This window comes from Alteromonas macleodii, assembly GCF_903772925.1.
GTDB classification, from domain to species: Bacteria; Pseudomonadota; Gammaproteobacteria; order Enterobacterales; family Alteromonadaceae; genus Alteromonas; species Alteromonas macleodii_A.
The window spans coordinates 4,434,072-4,449,456 of the sequence record NZ_LR812090.1 but is presented as its reverse complement, the minus strand read 5'-3'; the positions used below and the strand labels follow the sequence as shown (position 1 = coordinate 4,449,456).

Sequence of the window (15,385 nt, the reverse complement as noted above, 5' to 3'; positions counted from 1 at the left end):
ATGATATACACAGGTTTCGTAAATAGTGTACAAGGCCCAGTCAAAGTAGAAGCGACTGATGAGGGAGTAACGGCCATTGCGTTTTTAAGCTCAGATGAAGCTGAGCAATACAACGCTCTTGGTGATGAAGCTTACGCCCATACGCATTCATGCACTAACGCAATTACCGATGAAGGGTGTCGTCAGCTTAAGGCGTACTTCGATGGGCAGCTTCAGAAATTCGATTTACCGCTTACTCCTAAAGGCACCGTGTTTCAGAACCAAGTATGGCAGGCTTTACAGCAAGTAAAGTACGGTGAAACGGCCAGTTATTTAGATATTGCGAAGGCAATAGGCAACCCAAAAGCCGTTAGGGCCGTGGGTATGGCAAATGGTCGTAACCCTATTGCTATTGTCGTACCTTGCCATCGTATAATTGGCAGTAATAAAACCCTAACGGGATACGCAGGTGGTTTACCGCGTAAGCAGTATTTACTTAATTTAGAGGGAGCCCAGGGGGTACTGTGGTCATGAGAAAATGGTGATTAAAAAATGGCAATAAGAGACATTATTTCACTGTTGGTATTAGCAGGGATATGGGGCGGTTCGTTTATTTTTATGCGTGTTGCGGCACCAGAGTTTGGCATTTATGTACTGGTGGCAATTCGTACCTTGCTAGCAACGGCAGTGCTATTTCCTCTGCTGTTATTGCGCGGCTCGGTTAAAGATATTAAGCATCACTGGCTTGCCATAGCGTTAGTAGGGTTGGCAAACACCGCCGTCCCTTTTGTACTTTTTAATTACAGCAGTCTGCACTTAGAGGCAGGTGTTAACGCTATTTTGAATGCTACTGCACCCATGTTTGGGGCTATCGTTGCTTGGCTCTGGCTGGGCGATAGACTAACAAAGTCAGCGGTTATTGGGCTTTTTGTTGGTTTTGTCGGCGTTACCGTTATTAGTCAGCAAAAGCTTGGCGAGGGGGATATCAGCTTCCTACCCATTTTAACTGCACTTTTAGCTACTACAGGCTACGGAATTGCAGCGTGCATGATGAAAAAATGGCTACAAGGGGTTAAGCCTTTAGTTGTGGCCACAGGCAGTCAAGCTATGGCTAGCATTATGTTAGCACCTTTTGCACTTGCAACTCTGCCAGACACAATGCCAAGCGTTAATGCGTGGGTAAACGCCGTGGCGCTAGCCGTCGGTGGTACCGGTATCGCGTATATCTTGTATTTCAAACTTATCGCCGATATTGGCCCGGCAAAGGCAATAACCGTCGCCTACTTAGTGCCGCTATTTGGCATTATTTGGGGCGTACTTTTCTTGCAGGAGCATTTGTCAGCTCAAACCATAGTGGGGGGCTTAATGATTTTGTTTGGTGTTGCGCTAACCACAGGCGTTCTCAAACGAAAACGCCTTAAAGTTAAACCTGCTTAAATCGAAGTTTTCCTGGGCTAGTCTATCAGCTGCATTCTTACTAAGTTGCTGCCGTCGCGCTTAGCTTGATAAAGCGCGTCTTCAGCATGCGCGGTTACTTCGTGCATAGCGCGAGTTGACGCAGTATATGAAATACCAATAGAAGCGGTAATTACTACCTCGGGTAAATCTTGCAGAGGAGGAAGCGTAGCGATGCCATGGCGAAGGTTTTGCGCCATGTCAAATGCCACATGGGGGCCAGTGTGAGGCAGTAGAATAATAAACTCAGTGCTACTCCATCTACCGACTACATCCTGTTCGCGCATGTTCTCAGCTAAGTAAGATACCACTTTATCTAGAATGTCATCACCCGCGTTACGTCCATGGGCATCAACAATTTCTGAAAGTTCATCAACACTGACTAACATAATGCTTAGCGATTTGTGCTCGGCCAGTAGCGTTTTATAAATAAGCTGTAAATTATCCTTTTCAGGCAGACGGTTGCTGTGGCGTACCACTAAGTCTGGCTGCATATCTTTTCTGAAATAATACAGAAGGTTGTAAATCAGCAAGAACAGTGAGAATACAACAACAAGCAGTGTTACCACGCTAAAGATAAACGCCTGAGAAATTTCTGCTTGGCGGTCTTCTAGCGGACTTAAAAGAAATACGGTCCACCCGAATTGATTCAGCTTAACTTCGGCAATAAGAAAGTCTTTTTGGTCGATAGTGACTAACTTATTATTCAAGGCTTGCTCGCTTTGAATAGTCATGGGGAGACTGGCATACCAAGGGAGCTCTGATAAGTTAGTAAAATCAGAATAAGAGGCAATAAGGCTTGGGTCTGAAGACAACATAATGTCACCCTCGCCATCTACAAATAAGAAGTCATAGCCGTATTCTTGTTTGTAGGTATCAAATACTTCAATAAAGCTGCGTAAGCTTTTTCCTACACCAAAAAAGCCTAAAAAGCGGCCATCTTCATCGTGAATTTTTATATCGATATAAAAATGCGTGTCCTCCCATTTGCCAATATCGGCAACGGCATCGACGGGGTAATCACGATATTTAAAGTACCAGCTCACTTCACCTTCAATAAGGTTAATAATGCTGCCATCAGAATTGTATTGCTTTCTGTCTGCTTCGCTGGCTATGAAAAAAGACAATCCGAATTCATTTTCAAGACGATCCAATGTTTTGAAAACGGCTTCTTGATCTACAGTCTCTCCATCCATTAAGTCTACTAGTTCGGTAGAGTGGCCGAGTGCTTCAGAAATATGCAGTGGCTTAAGAAGTTGCTCGACGATAAGCGAAATAGCAGGCGACAATGACTGTTGCTGCGCTCGACTTTGTTCGGCAACGATTTTTGAAATACTGAAATGAACCAGTGTTACTATGGCGATAACCACTACCGCAAATAACACTAGAATACTTCTATGTAGTGTACGAAATGTGTTCACAGACTGCGCATGCTCCCTTGCCTGGCTGAACCTTACATAGTTGACAAGTATACCTGTTGCAATAATGAACTACTAGGCGATTTATCTTAACTTAGACTAAATAACGAAGAGCGAAAACGCAATGCAAAGTCGTCCAGTCAGAACTCGAAATGAAGATATCGCTGACATATTATTGTCCCTTAGTTACACTATGCTCCGTTTTTTCATTCTCTTTGCGAAATAAAGGAATTATATGGCTTTCTCAGTGGTTGTCTTAGCAGCGGGTAAAGGTACCCGTATGAAGTCGTCGTTGCCAAAGGTATTACATAAAGTGGGTGGCGTACCTATGGTGCAGCGAATTATCAACACCGTAAAATCACTGGGTGCGGATAATATTCATTTGGTCTACGGTCATGGCGGTGACCAGCTAAAGGAAACGATAGCTGAAGATAATTTAAATTGGTGCTTACAGGCCGAACAGTTAGGAACAGGCCACGCTGTTCAACAAGCAGCTCCTCATATTAAAGACGATGAAGATGTACTTGTTCTTGTTGGCGACGCACCACTTATTCGCGAAGAAACATTGAGCGCATTAAAAGCAGCGAAGGAAAGCTGTGACTTAGCCTTGTTGACCGTGAATTTAGACGACCCAACAGGTATGGGCCGCATTATTCGCGAAAATGACAATATTACTGCGATAGTTGAGCACAAAGACGCTACAGAAGCACAGCGTGAAATTAAAGAAATCAATACCGGCATGATGATGATGTCTGGCAAAGATCTCAAACGTTGGCTGGGCGAGTTAAGCAACGACAATGCACAGGGCGAATATTACCTTACTGATGTTATTGCAATGGCTGCCGATGAAGGCAAGCGCATTCAGTCTGCTCAGCCGCAGTCGGCTGTAGAAGTGGAAGGCGTAAATAACCGTTTGCAGCTAGCTAACTTAGAGCGAGCGCTTCAACACCGACAAGCCGACGAGCTAATGACGAACGGGGTTACCTTGTTGGATCCTGCTCGTTTCGATTTACGCGGCCAGCTAGAAACTGGTAATGACGTGATTATCGACGTTAATGTGATTATTGAAGGTAAGGTTACGATAGGCAGTAACGTTACTATTGGCGCTAACTGTATCCTGCGAAACTGTACCATTGCCGATAACGCCGTGATTGAAGCAAATTCTATTGTTGAAGAAGCCAGTGTTGGTGAAGCTTGTACAGTTGGCCCTTACGCAAGATTGCGCCCTGGTGCAGTAATGCAGAAAAATGCCAAAGTGGGTAATTTTGTAGAAATGAAGAAAGCCACGTTGGGTGAAGGTGCCAAAGCGAACCATCTAACCTATTTAGGCGATGCAGAAGTTGGTGCCAAAGCGAACATTGGCGCAGGTACAATTACCTGTAACTATGATGGCGTGAATAAGTCAAAAACCGTGATAGGCGAAAACGCTTTTATCGGCTCCAACTCATCACTTGTTGCGCCAGTGAACATTGGTAATGGCGCCACTGTGGGGGCAGGCTCAGTAATTACGTCAACAGTAGACGATAACGCACTAGCCGTTGCCCGTGGAAAACAGCGCAACATTCAAAATTGGCCGCGACCGACTAAAAAATAAAAGCAAATCTTGGTAAAAGGCTGCTAACAGCACTTAAGCACTAGGGCTGGCAAATACAAACCGTTATTTGCTAGCCCAGTACCTTAGTCGTTTTACCAAAAAACGTTACCTGTGAAATGCACGACTGTTGTAAGCCTTTGGTGTAGGAGATTAAAGCAAACATCTAGCGCAAGGTTTCAGCACTAGTATTTAGCGCGTCGTCGCAAGCTTAACTATTTTAGTTAACCTTCCCACTTCAAGTTTTTCAAATAACGGACCATCCGATATTTTCACTAACTATATTTGCTGATAGTGTGTGTTCACTTACCCTAAAATAACTAATTTCATGGAGCTGCTATGATATCTACATTACTCGTAGGCTTTGGATTTTCAGCCACTACGTTCCATTTACCGTTTCTAAATTACCTTCCGCAGTTCTCGGTAGATGTGGTTATTTCATCAAAACCCGATGTGGTTAAGGCGCTCTTACCTGAAGCCGAAGTGTACAGCTCGTTAGAAGAAGCGTTAAAAATTCACGATGTAGACTTGGTGGTTATTACAACGCCGAACCATCTTCATGGTCCGCAAGCTAAATTGGCACTAGAGCACAGTTGCCATGTGTTGGTAGAAAAGCCATTTACACTGGATAGCGAAGAAGCAGAAGCGCTGGTAGCACTTGCAAACGGCCAGAACAAACAGCTTTGTGTATATCAAAACCGGCGCTTTGATGGCGATTTCCTTACAATTAAAAAGCTTATCGACGACGGTGTAATAGGTGAGATTAAACGCTTGGAAAGCCGTTTTGATCGTTTTCGCCCAGTACCTCGTGATAGATGGCGTGAAAACGAAGGCCCCGGCAGCGGTATCTTCTGGGATTTAGGGCCGCATTTAATAGACCAAGCATTGCAGCTTTTTGGCAACCCGAAAGCCGTGTCTGCAAATATAATGACGTTACGTGAAAACGGGCAATCAAATGACACCTTTGATATCACGCTTCACTATTGCGATAAGGTTATAAAATTGGGTAGCTCGGCTTTTCAAGCGAGCGCAACCATGCGCTACGACCTACAAGGCACAAAAGGTAGCTTTCGAAAGTTTTATCTGGACCCACAAGAAAACCAATTACGAGCGGGATTGTCTTTTGACGATGCAAGCTGGGCAATAACCAGTGATAAAGAACATGGCGTGCTATCGGTGGCAAGCGAGAGTGGCGAGTTGCTGGAAGAAACTATCGAAACACGTAAGGGTGAATACCTAACGTTTTTCAATCGTCTTGCTCACGCCATTGAAGACGGTAAGTTCTCGCCAGCTGATGCAAGCACAGTCGTACCTGTTATCAAGGTCATTGAATTAGCTATACAAGCAAGTGAGCAGAAGCAAACGCTGTCGTTTAATTAAACAAACTATCTTGATCAAAGTTTCAATTTAACTTACGATGCTTTCAATTTGTAATCCATAGCTTTCGTTTTGAAAGTTATGGGCTGTGAGAAGCGTATTATTTACGAAATACTCATGAAGCTAACGCGCCGGCGTGTTTGTACAGCAAGCTCCAAACGCGCTGGCAAGCGCTAAAGTAATTCGTAAAGCCATTGAGGTTATATTGAAAAGTAGTCAATCAGTTGAACGGCGCCGCCAACAGATAGTGGCGTGGGTGAAAGAACACGGTCAGTCACAAGTTGAAGATTTGGCCGTGCGTTTTGCTACCTCTGAAGTCACCATAAGAAAAGATCTTGCTGCCCTTTCTCAGCAAGGTTTGCTTATTCGCCAGTTTGGTGGCGCAGTGCCTGTGCCATCAATAGCCTTAGATACTCACTCTTCTCAATCCATCACTAATGAAGCTTACTCAAGCCAGACGCCTAGCCCAATAATTAAAGCAATTGGTCAGTGTGCGGCAGGTTTAGTTAAACCGGGCAATAAGATAGTTATAGATTGCGGCTCAACTACTGCGTCAGTCTTGCCTTACCTATCGGATATTGATGACTTAGTGGTAATGACCAATACGCTATCCACTGCCAATTATCTTACCCAAAGTGCTAAAGAGCCTACGGTATTGATGGTGGGAGGGACATGGGATGCCCAGTCTCAGTCGTTCCAAGGTGCAATGGCTGAACAGTTAGTTAGCGCCTATAGTTTTGACATTGCGTTTATTGGTGCAGCGGGCATTGATGTAAACAGAGGCACTACCACCTTTAACGAACTTATTGGTGTGACCCGGGCCATGGCCGAGGCTGCAACAAAGGTGGCGGTATTAGCCAGCTCAAAAAAATTAACGCATAAAATGCCTAACCTAGAGCTGAGCTGGAAAAACATTTCTGTTTTGATTACTGATGAAGGCATTAGTGATGAAGACAAACTTAATATTGAAAATCAGGGCGTGACCGTGCTTATTGCAGCGCCGAGTGGAGAATAATTATGTGTGGAATTGTTGGCGCTGTTGCTGAACGTAACGTGGTAGAAATTCTTCTAGAAGGATTAAAAAGACTAGAATATCGCGGCTATGATTCAGCTGGTGTAGCGCTGTTGCAAAACGACGGTACGCTTACCCGTATTCGTCGTACAGGTAAAGTACAAGAGCTGGCTGACGCGGTAGCAGCAGGCGAAGCCTTAGGTACTACAGGAATTGCACATACCCGATGGGCAACCCATGGTGGCGTAACTGAAGCGAATGCTCACCCGCACTTTTCAACCGAGCGCGTAGCCGTTGTTCACAACGGTATTATTGAAAACTACGTAAATCTAAAAGCTCAGCTAAAAGAAAAGGGCTACACCTTTACCAGCGACACTGACACTGAAACCATTGCTCATACTGTGCACGAAGAACTAAAGTCGGGTAAAGCTCTGCTTGAAGCAGTGCAAAGTGCGGTTAAAACTTTTCACGGCGCTTATGGCACCGTCATCATGGATAAAGAAGACCCAAGCCGCGTAGTGGTTGCACGCTCAGGCAGCCCGCTAGTTATAGGTTTAGGACTTGGCGAGAACTTTATTGCATCAGATCAAATGGCACTTCTGCCAGTGACACGCCGCTTTATCTTTTTAGAAGAAGGCGATGTAGCAGAGATCACGCGTCGCGACGTTAAGATCTTTGATAAAGGCGGTAACGCCGTCGAGCGTGAAGTGATTGAGTCAAACGTAGAGCACGATGCGGGTGACAAAGCGGGTTATCGCCACTATATGCTTAAAGAAATACACGAACAGCCAACGGTTGTGCGCAACGCGCTTAAAGATCGTATTGATGAGAACGGTCTTACCGCAGACGTATTTGGTGAAGGTGCTGATGAAATATATAAAAAGGTTAAACACGTTCAAATTATTGCCTGTGGTACTAGTTACCACGCTGGAATGACGGCGCGCTACTGGCTAGAGCAGTACGCCAATGTGTCGTGTAACGTAGAAATTGCATCAGAGTTTCGTTATCGCAAGTCAGTGGTTCACCCAAACAGCCTGCTTATTACGATTTCTCAATCAGGCGAGACAGCCGATACGCTAGCCGCACTTCGCTTAGCCAAAGAGCTTGGCTATATGTCTAGTTTGACCATTTGTAACGTTCAGGGCTCGTCGTTGGTACGCGAATCTGACCTAGCATTTATGACCCGCGCTGGCGCGGAAATTGGGGTAGCGTCTACCAAAGCCTTCACTACCCAGCTTGCTGCTTTCCTTATGCTAACCCTTGCATTAGGCAAAGAGAATGGTATGACCGAGGCCGACAGCAAGGCCATAGTATCTGCGCTTCACAGCTTGCCTGCCAAGCTTGAAGAGACCTTAGCTATTACTGGCGGCATCGAAGATTTAGCTGAAGAATTTGCAGATAAGAACCACAGTTTGTTCCTAGGTCGTGGCGATCAATATCCTATCGCCATGGAGGGAGCGCTTAAGCTTAAAGAGATTTCTTACATTCACGCCGAAGCCTATGCGTCTGGTGAATTGAAACACGGTCCGCTTGCGCTAATCGATGATGAAATGCCGGTAATTGTGGTGGCACCAAATAATGAACTTCTCGAAAAACTAAAATCGAACGTTGAAGAAGTGCGTGCCCGTGGCGGTATCATGTATGTATTTGCTGATAAAGATGCCGCGTTTGCAGGGGATGAAACCATGCGTGTTATTGATGTACCGCACTGCGACGAGCCAATTGCACCTATCATTTATACCTTGCCGCTACAGCTATTGAGCTACTATGTAGCGTTAATCAAAGGTACGGACGTTGACCAGCCGCGTAACTTGGCAAAGTCGGTTACAGTGGAATAGCTCAACGCTGTTAAAGCAACTTTTGTGGGATAGTAATAAAGTCTCATACTCAGTATTAAAGTGCCATACTGAGTAATATAGTTTCATACCTCATTGGTCGCTTTGTACCAACACCACCGCGAAAGCGGTGGTGTCCTTTGAGCGATTTGTTGGCCATCACCTCAGCTAAAGCGGTGGTCTGCTTGAGACAAGGAGCGTTCGTTCATTTTACAGCTTTGTATAGATAGGTTTCATTTACCTGTGAGAAAACTTTAGGATAATTAATAAAAACCTCGTTGCTAAGCGGACTTTCAACGCCCTGTATCAGCCGCCCGCTTGTAGCGTAGCCGAAGACGAAGCGGAGAGCGGGTCGACTGCATACAGTTGTTAGCTCTCAACAGACCGGACACTCACCACTTTATACGAATTGGCTTGATACTGGGCGGCTTGGGAAGAAGACGACCTAACTCCCGCGCTACATCTCGAACTGCTTTTTCAACGGTTTTTCTCGCATCTGTGAGGGCTTTGTCTGCTTCACGCTTAACGTCGGTAAGTGCTTTATCAGTAGCGTTCTTAGCATTTGTAAGCGCTTTGTCACTTTCTCGCTTGGCGTCAGTGAATGCCTTATCTGTGGCGATTCGAATATTTTCCATTGCCTTTTCGCCTTCAGCACCTAGGTTTTCAGCAAGATCTCCGATTGCATTAATTGGATCTTTCAATGCTTTGCCGAGATCACTGTCTGGGTCAATGCCCATACTGCGCATAGCAGCACTTCTCATTTCTTCAAAAACTGATCCTTCTCCTCCAAGGGGTCTGGTAGAATCCCATTCAATATCACCAATTTTAATTTTAATGCCATTTTCCATAGCAGATTCGAGTAAATAGAACGCGACCTCAGCCCACGGTATCTCTCCACCCTCTTTTTCTGGCGTGTCCGCTTCATCGAATTTCTTAAGCTCGTCATCCATCTTCGCGGAAAATTCTTTGACGGTTTTCTCCTTTTCGGCGATGTAAGCATCCCTAATTTCTAAATAGTTAACGAACTCATTGTCGTCTAAGTCAAAGTAATTTGATGGGTCTTGGCCGGCCTTTTGTAAAATTCCTATTTTAAGCTCTATACTCGCAATAAGCGGGGTAAAAACTTCTTCGATTTTTTTAATTCCGTTTTCCATTGCTGTAACAACTTTTTCTCTTGGACTCATGAGATTATCCTCGGTGTGTTAAAAATAGAAATGAGGGCTAACATGTTTATAGCGAGCAAATCTCGCGTTTTTCTGTCATCAGAACCGGGGGATGATAGCGAATGACCTAGAGGATTCTTCAGATACTGAGGGGCTTGGAAGCTACTGCATCCGGCAAGGCCTAATACAACACAAGATACGAGAAATGATCTGTCCATGACAAATTCCCTATAATCTATGGTTTGTGAGTATATGACAGATTAAAGGTAGCCTCGATTTCCCGAGATGCAAGAAATAATAAAAAATGCGTGGGTAAGATGCCTAACTGCCTCAAAAATGACCGAGAATCACGAGACCCCAAAATGCAAACTGAAGGCCGAACAGATTCTCCATGCTTTAGTCCGGAGGTGGATAATCTGAACCGCATTAGCGCATAGATACGGAAGGCCATACATCAGGAACCCGGCGACGACCACCAACATCAATCTAGCACGCATTACTCAGGACAGTGTAGAGAATGGAGAGACTTGTTGAGAAAAACTATTACTGTATCAGCGCAAGAAGCAAACTAGTTTATTCTCTTCATCAAGACGTTGATAAGTGTTGACAGTAATCTGAACGCATGACAATCTTGAGCCTGCTTGATAATTGAACAGAATGTGGAAAAAGGATTTTTATGAAAAGGTTGTTCGTAACATTTGCGTTGATTTTATCTTTTAATGCTTTTGGGCAAAATGCGGAAGTTCTGGAATGTGAGCGATGTTCTGATGCACAAATGAGAAATCTCGCCGAAATCTATATCCTCCAAGCTCCTACTTTTAAAGACATTCTTATAATTGACCCAATGACTGGTAATTTTAGAGAGTTTGAAGTTGTATCATCAAGCGGTTCAGGAGGAGGCTTTCCAAGTGGAGGTTCATCTGTAAAGATGAAGCCCACCAGGCATAATCAAAATCAGATAGAACGTGATATAAAGGATATTTCGAACGCCTACTCTAAGATTGCCTACACCATTCAAAGCGTCGGAGAATATGATGTCACGATGGAAGGTCATGATATCTATAAAAGTGCTGCTGATGGCCTTAATCCGCAATATAAAGCTGGTGTTGCAGCGTCAATAGAGGAAATTTTAGAAACATTAGATGAATATCAGCAGCAAAGTTTGCTGGTAGACAGTAAGCTTAAAAAAATACCCTTTTTAGAGCTATTTAAAAAAGAAGTGATCGACATGCTTACTAATAAATATAACACTAGCATTATTAGTATTCCCTTCGATGATGAATCCTTATTGGAAGTTAAGCTGGAATTAATTGCCAAAGATGGAAAGCCTTATATCAAGGTCACATGTACAAACCGAGCATATTTTGCGGACGGCACAAGAATGCCATTGAATGACTTAGAAGCCAAACAATTTAAAAGCTTAATTGAAAACGGAAGTTTAGGTTCAGCAGTGAATGCAATTTCTTTTTTGAAGTATTTAGATAGTGTACCAAACATATCTACTTCATCAAGCTCTCTTCCACCTGCTTCGGGAGGAGTAGGCGGCGGCTGTTTAGCAGTATGTACGACAGTTGAGTGGCCTGACGGCAGGGTTTCTGATGCTGGTTGCCACACCCCACCCGATTGCGGAAAATAATGCAGGGTAATCTCTTCTTTTAGCTTCAAGATGCATCAGTGTGATTACCGAAGGATACATTTGGTACAGGTACCGAGCGATTTTGACGTAATCACACTATCAATCCAGCAGAGCACCGCTCTCACGCTACATGCCTACCTCAGCCAATTTGCTTATCAAACCAGCAAGAGATTTCACGAACTAGTCGGTTAAAAACCACCGGCTCAATAATGAAGCCCCAGCTGCACCCAGACAGTAGAGAATGACCATACTGCGGGAAAGTAATAAAGTATCATACTAAGTCATATAGTTTAATACCAATACTGCACGAAATAGCCGGCAGCTATGCCAGTTTAACGTTAAATGGTATCTTGCGTTAAACAGACTTCGTCTTCACTATATTTCTCAGGAATTTATTTATGGATGAAACAACGTACCTCTTAGATATAGATAAACTTAAGCTCGGAGACATAATTCTCTCTTCAACCAAGTCATTTTCCAGTTATGGCATTCGATTTATGACTTTAGGTAAGTACTCTCACGCAGCAATTTATGTCGGCGGTACGACAATAGAGGCCACTCTAGAAGGTGTGTTCTCTAAAAACCCGCAAAGATTGCCATTTGAAAAAGAGAGTCAGGTGGCTATCTTTAGGCATAAAAGCCAATTATCAGAACAGCAGATACAAAAATTGTGTATTTTTGCTCGTTCAAAATGTGGGAGTTTATATGCTTTGCCAGAAGCTATTACGATTCGAGCTAGATCGCTTCTGAAAATAGAAGAAACAAGAAAACAATTTTGTTCTCGACTTGTCGCTAAAGCTTATGAATATGCAGGAGTTGATTTGGGTAACCTAAGAAACCCAGCATATTGCACACCTAAACAGCTAGGCCTTTGTAATGCCTTTCATCAAGTAACTGATGTTATAAAAGTTGCTTCTCCAGAAGAAGCTGAGTTTGCTAATACAATAGACCCGAATATTCAGCATCAAATGCAGACTTTTCAGTGGCTAGGACAGGTCCGAGATTTGGTGAAAACTAATAAAAATATCAAAGATATTGAAATAGATACATTAAATGATGTAAATGAGTTTCTACTTAAATACCCAGAATTCGACGAACAGGTCTCTGAATATGTGAAAAGTTCTGGTTATTTGGAATACTACAAGTATGATTCTAAAGTTAACCCATATAGATATAACTATATACTTTTTGATTCAGTAATGAAAGAACAGAGCGATCCTCATGCCTTCATTATTAGTCAGTATGAGAAAGAGCCAGAAATGTTAAGAAGATTTAGCCAATGTTTGGATGGGTTTATAGCCTATGCGAGTCAGCGGAGGCTGAAATTTTATAATCTACATATTGAACTCTACATCAACCTTTTAAATGATATAGCAAGAAGAATTTTTGTAATTAGCCATGGACTTGAGTGTTTGGGAGAGTTAAAGACTGCGGATCATTTGAGAAAAACGAACTTTTTCTGTCAAAGAATTATTGAGTTAGGAAGAAAAGAGCTAGAGGATTCGTAAGATATATTACAATAAGTAATAAAGTTGCATACTTATGTGGTAAGGCCTATTCTCGCTTAATCTAGAAATATCGGCGGTGTATACATGGCCTCAAAAGGCGGCGGGTTCTCCGAGACGCAATTTGCAAAGTGGATTAAGGAAGGCAGAGGTCGAGGGCTGAATTCAGGTTACAAACCTTGGTTAACAGTAAGAGATTTGCCTTCTTTAGGAAGGGTACACCGTGTGTTTGGTCACAAGTCCAAACGTACCCATCATTTGCTATCAGATCTTGAGCTTTCCGTATTCCTGATGCTGGAATGGCACAGCGAAATCACCCAAATACGGGAGCAATTCCCACTGGAGCGTGATAGCACTCGACAGTTAGCTAGGGCCGCAGGCATTAAGCACCCTAGTGTCGCTGGCACTAATCAGTATATGTCATCAGACTTTTTGGTTGATTCAGTCAATGAAAGCGAGCCCAGATTTGTATTGCAGGCAAAATACGCTTCAGCTCTGCAAGACTCCAGAACGGTTGAGAAACTGGAGATCGAGCGTCGATATTGGCAGGATAAAGGGTTGCCGTGGTATCTAATAACTGAGAAAGATATATCCGCGGTGGTGACAAAGAATATCAATTGGCTTTATCCAGCCCAACGAAAAGAAGAAGATGCGGAACTGCAGCTTCAGCAAATTGAGTTCTATGCGCATCATTTTGTAAAGAGCCCAAACAAAACAATTATAGCAATCTGCAAAGAACTTGATGCTGTGTACGATTTGCCATTGGGAGAATCACTCTATGAGGTCAGGCAGCTGTTAGCAAAGCGCTACTTCACTTTTGACATTTTCATACCCACAACCAAACTAAAAGCTAAGGATTTACGGGCCGGAGATGTTGCTCTTATCCGGGAGATGTATCTTGTTTCGAATCAATGAAGTGTTGAAATTCGGTGAGTAGCGTTATCGGGTGCTGCAACCACTGGGGGAGTTTTTGGTTTGGATCGATATTGACGATGGGTCAGCCTTTCCTGAGATAACGTCAGTGAGAGACTTGTCAGAAGCAATCGAACAGGAAAGCCTCGACCGGATTGAAGATCCCTTTAAGGAATTGGCTTTCGAGTCACCTAAAGAGGGCACCATAGCCAAAGCCAAGCGAGACAGTAATTATCATCTGATTGAGCCATTATTACACCTGCCTGATTATTATGAGCCCAAAAGCCGTGGCGCAGCCATCAAACGCATTCTTGCCGAGAAAGGCTCGACCAAACAAACCCTCTATAGGCTTGCTAGACGTTATTGGCAGCGTGGGCAGACACCAAACGCTCTTCTACCCGACTACAAGAACTCTGGTGGTAAAGGAAAAAGGCGAATCGCCAAAGACAAAAAGCTGGGCCGTCCACGCAAATACACACCCGGTGTGGGCGCGAAGGTAGATGAGTTTGTGGAACGGCTGTTCCGTATTGCAATCGACCGTTACCTGTTAAAAGACAAGGGGTATTCCTTTCCTTATGCTCACCGTCGCTTCAACACAATGTACCTGAACTATTTCCCAGATACTGCTGAAGAGGAACTGCCCAGCAACTGGCAAATGATGCATTTCTATAAGCGTGAGTACCTTCAAGCAGAAAAACTCAAAAAGCAGATTTCAACCAATGAATACAACAAAGATATCCGGCCCCTGCATAGCACGGCGAATACTCAGGTACTTGGGCCGGGTAGCCGATACGAGATAGATGCGACCATTGCCGACGTGTATGTTGTTTCCGACAGTGAGCGGGGCAATATCGTCGGTCGTCCGGTAGTATACATGGTGATCGATGTATTCAGCCGGATGGTAGCCGGTTTCTATATTGGCTTCGAAAGTGCCTCTTATGTCGCCGCAATGCAAGCCTTGTATATGGCCGTGACAGACAAAACAGGTTACTGCAAGGAACTCGGGTTCGACATAGAGTCTGAACACTGGCCCAGTGTTGGACTACCGGATGCAATTCTTGCAGATCGTGGCGAATTGCTGGGGCACCAAATAGAAAATCTAGAAAGTAATTTTGCTGTTCGAATAGAAAACACCCCTCCCTATAGAGGCGACGTTGAGGGCATTGTAGAGCGCAACTTTAAGACGGTTCAGGCTTCATTTGGATCCTTTGTACCAGGTTATGTCACCGGAAACCGGGTTAAAAAGCGCGGTGGTAAGGATTATCGGCTAGATGCTAAACTCTCAGTTAAAGAATTTGAGCAAATTATCCTGTCTTCGGTGCTCTATCACAACCAGTACGCCGTACTTGAGAAGTACGACAGAGACCCTGACATGCCAACGGGCCTGCCGACAACTCCAGTCCATTTGTGGAATTGGGGGCTGCAGTACAGAACTGGCCGCCTTACATCACGTCGAGCCTGACGCATTGCGGGTTGCCCTGTTACCCAGAAAAACGGCGAGT

At 44.1% G+C, this 15,385-nt stretch carries 12 protein-coding genes and 1 pseudogene; 11 read left to right on the top strand and 2 right to left on the bottom strand.

Features of this window, described 5'->3' with window-relative positions; translation table 11 throughout:
* Both PCAR9_RS19005 and PCAR9_RS19000 read left to right on the top strand, forming a co-directional pair.
* On the top strand, positions 1–513 hold the full coding sequence (locus tag PCAR9_RS19005) for a methylated-DNA--[protein]-cysteine S-methyltransferase (RefSeq protein WP_179984944.1): 513 nt from the start codon (positions 1–3) through the stop codon (positions 511–513).
* Between the two features lie 18 nt (positions 514–531).
* Complete coding sequence (locus tag PCAR9_RS19000; RefSeq protein ID WP_179984943.1) at positions 532–1,416, top strand: DMT family transporter; 885 nt, start codon at positions 532–534, stop codon at positions 1,414–1,416.
* Positions 1,417–1,433: 17 nt separating this feature from the next.
* Here the strand turns inward: PCAR9_RS19000 and PCAR9_RS18995 are convergent, their stop codons facing one another.
* On the bottom strand, positions 1,434–2,855 hold the full coding sequence (locus PCAR9_RS18995) for a sensor domain-containing diguanylate cyclase (RefSeq protein WP_179984942.1): 1,422 nt from the start codon (positions 2,853–2,855) through the stop codon (positions 1,434–1,436).
* Positions 2,856–3,087: 232 nt separating this feature from the next.
* On the opposite strand from PCAR9_RS18995, the gene glmU reads away from it, so the two are divergent.
* The 4 genes from glmU to glmS all read left to right on the top strand — a co-directional run bounded on the left by glmU (position 3,088) and on the right by glmS (position 8,670).
* On the top strand, positions 3,088–4,446 hold the full coding sequence (glmU, locus tag PCAR9_RS18990) for a bifunctional UDP-N-acetylglucosamine diphosphorylase/glucosamine-1-phosphate N-acetyltransferase GlmU (protein ID WP_179984941.1): 1,359 nt from the start codon (positions 3,088–3,090) through the stop codon (positions 4,444–4,446).
* A gap of 336 nt (positions 4,447–4,782) precedes the next feature.
* The gene (locus tag PCAR9_RS18985) at positions 4,783–5,823 is read left to right on the top strand and encodes a Gfo/Idh/MocA family oxidoreductase (RefSeq protein WP_179984940.1); all 1,041 of its coding nucleotides are present in this window, start codon (positions 4,783–4,785) and stop codon (positions 5,821–5,823) included.
* A gap of 202 nt (positions 5,824–6,025) precedes the next feature.
* Positions 6,026–6,835, top strand: a complete 810-nt coding sequence (locus PCAR9_RS18980; RefSeq protein ID WP_179985287.1) for a DeoR/GlpR family DNA-binding transcription regulator — start codon at positions 6,026–6,028, stop codon at positions 6,833–6,835.
* Positions 6,836–6,837: 2 nt separating this feature from the next.
* Positions 6,838–8,670, top strand: a complete 1,833-nt coding sequence (gene glmS / locus PCAR9_RS18975) for a glutamine--fructose-6-phosphate transaminase (isomerizing) (protein WP_179984939.1) — start codon at positions 6,838–6,840, stop codon at positions 8,668–8,670.
* A 389-nt stretch (positions 8,671–9,059) separates the two neighbouring features.
* Here the strand turns inward: glmS and PCAR9_RS18970 are convergent, their stop codons facing one another.
* On the bottom strand, positions 9,060–9,851 hold the full coding sequence (locus PCAR9_RS18970; RefSeq protein ID WP_179984938.1) for a hypothetical protein: 792 nt from the start codon (positions 9,849–9,851) through the stop codon (positions 9,060–9,062).
* Positions 9,852–10,506: 655 nt separating this feature from the next.
* Between PCAR9_RS18970 and PCAR9_RS18965 the strand changes: the two genes are divergently transcribed.
* The 5 genes and pseudogenes from PCAR9_RS18965 to PCAR9_RS20150 all read left to right on the top strand — a co-directional run bounded on the left by PCAR9_RS18965 (position 10,507) and on the right by PCAR9_RS20150 (position 15,345).
* A complete protein-coding gene (locus PCAR9_RS18965) occupies positions 10,507–11,466 on the top strand; it encodes a hypothetical protein (protein WP_179984937.1) in 960 nt (319 codons plus the stop codon).
* 398 nt (positions 11,467–11,864) lie between these two features.
* Positions 11,865–12,974 carry a YiiX/YebB-like N1pC/P60 family cysteine hydrolase gene (locus PCAR9_RS18960; RefSeq protein ID WP_179984936.1) on the top strand — a complete coding sequence of 370 codons (1,110 nt, stop codon included), beginning with the start codon at positions 11,865–11,867 and terminating at the stop codon, positions 12,972–12,974.
* A gap of 84 nt (positions 12,975–13,058) precedes the next feature.
* Complete coding sequence (locus PCAR9_RS18955; protein ID WP_179984935.1) at positions 13,059–13,886, top strand: TnsA endonuclease C-terminal domain-containing protein; 828 nt, start codon at positions 13,059–13,061, stop codon at positions 13,884–13,886.
* Between the two features lie 31 nt (positions 13,887–13,917).
* Positions 13,918–13,989: pseudogene (locus PCAR9_RS20280) on the top strand (hypothetical protein); the annotation flags it as partial.
* A gap of 12 nt (positions 13,990–14,001) precedes the next feature.
* The gene (locus tag PCAR9_RS20150; RefSeq protein ID WP_232091257.1) at positions 14,002–15,345 is read left to right on the top strand and encodes a TnsB C-terminal domain-containing protein; all 1,344 of its coding nucleotides are present in this window, start codon (positions 14,002–14,004) and stop codon (positions 15,343–15,345) included.
* The last annotated feature ends 40 nt before the right edge of the window (positions 15,346–15,385 follow it).

Coding starts and splice junctions, on each gene's coding strand:
- PCAR9_RS19005 (WP_179984944.1), top strand. CDS start 1: ATGATATACACAGGTTTCGTAAATAGTGTACAAGGCCCAGTCAAAGTA.
- PCAR9_RS19000 (WP_179984943.1), top strand. CDS start 532: ATGGCAATAAGAGACATTATTTCACTGTTGGTATTAGCAGGGATATGG.
- PCAR9_RS18955 (WP_179984935.1), top strand. CDS start 13,059: ATGGCCTCAAAAGGCGGCGGGTTCTCCGAGACGCAATTTGCAAAGTGG.
- PCAR9_RS18965 (WP_179984937.1), top strand. CDS start 10,507: ATGAAAAGGTTGTTCGTAACATTTGCGTTGATTTTATCTTTTAATGCT.
- glmS (WP_179984939.1), top strand. CDS start 6,838: ATGTGTGGAATTGTTGGCGCTGTTGCTGAACGTAACGTGGTAGAAATT.
- glmU (WP_179984941.1), top strand. CDS start 3,088: ATGGCTTTCTCAGTGGTTGTCTTAGCAGCGGGTAAAGGTACCCGTATG.
- PCAR9_RS18960 (WP_179984936.1), top strand. CDS start 11,865: ATGGATGAAACAACGTACCTCTTAGATATAGATAAACTTAAGCTCGGA.
- PCAR9_RS18970 (WP_179984938.1), bottom strand. CDS start 9,851: ATGAGTCCAAGAGAAAAAGTTGTTACAGCAATGGAAAACGGAATTAAA.
- PCAR9_RS18985 (WP_179984940.1), top strand. CDS start 4,783: ATGATATCTACATTACTCGTAGGCTTTGGATTTTCAGCCACTACGTTC.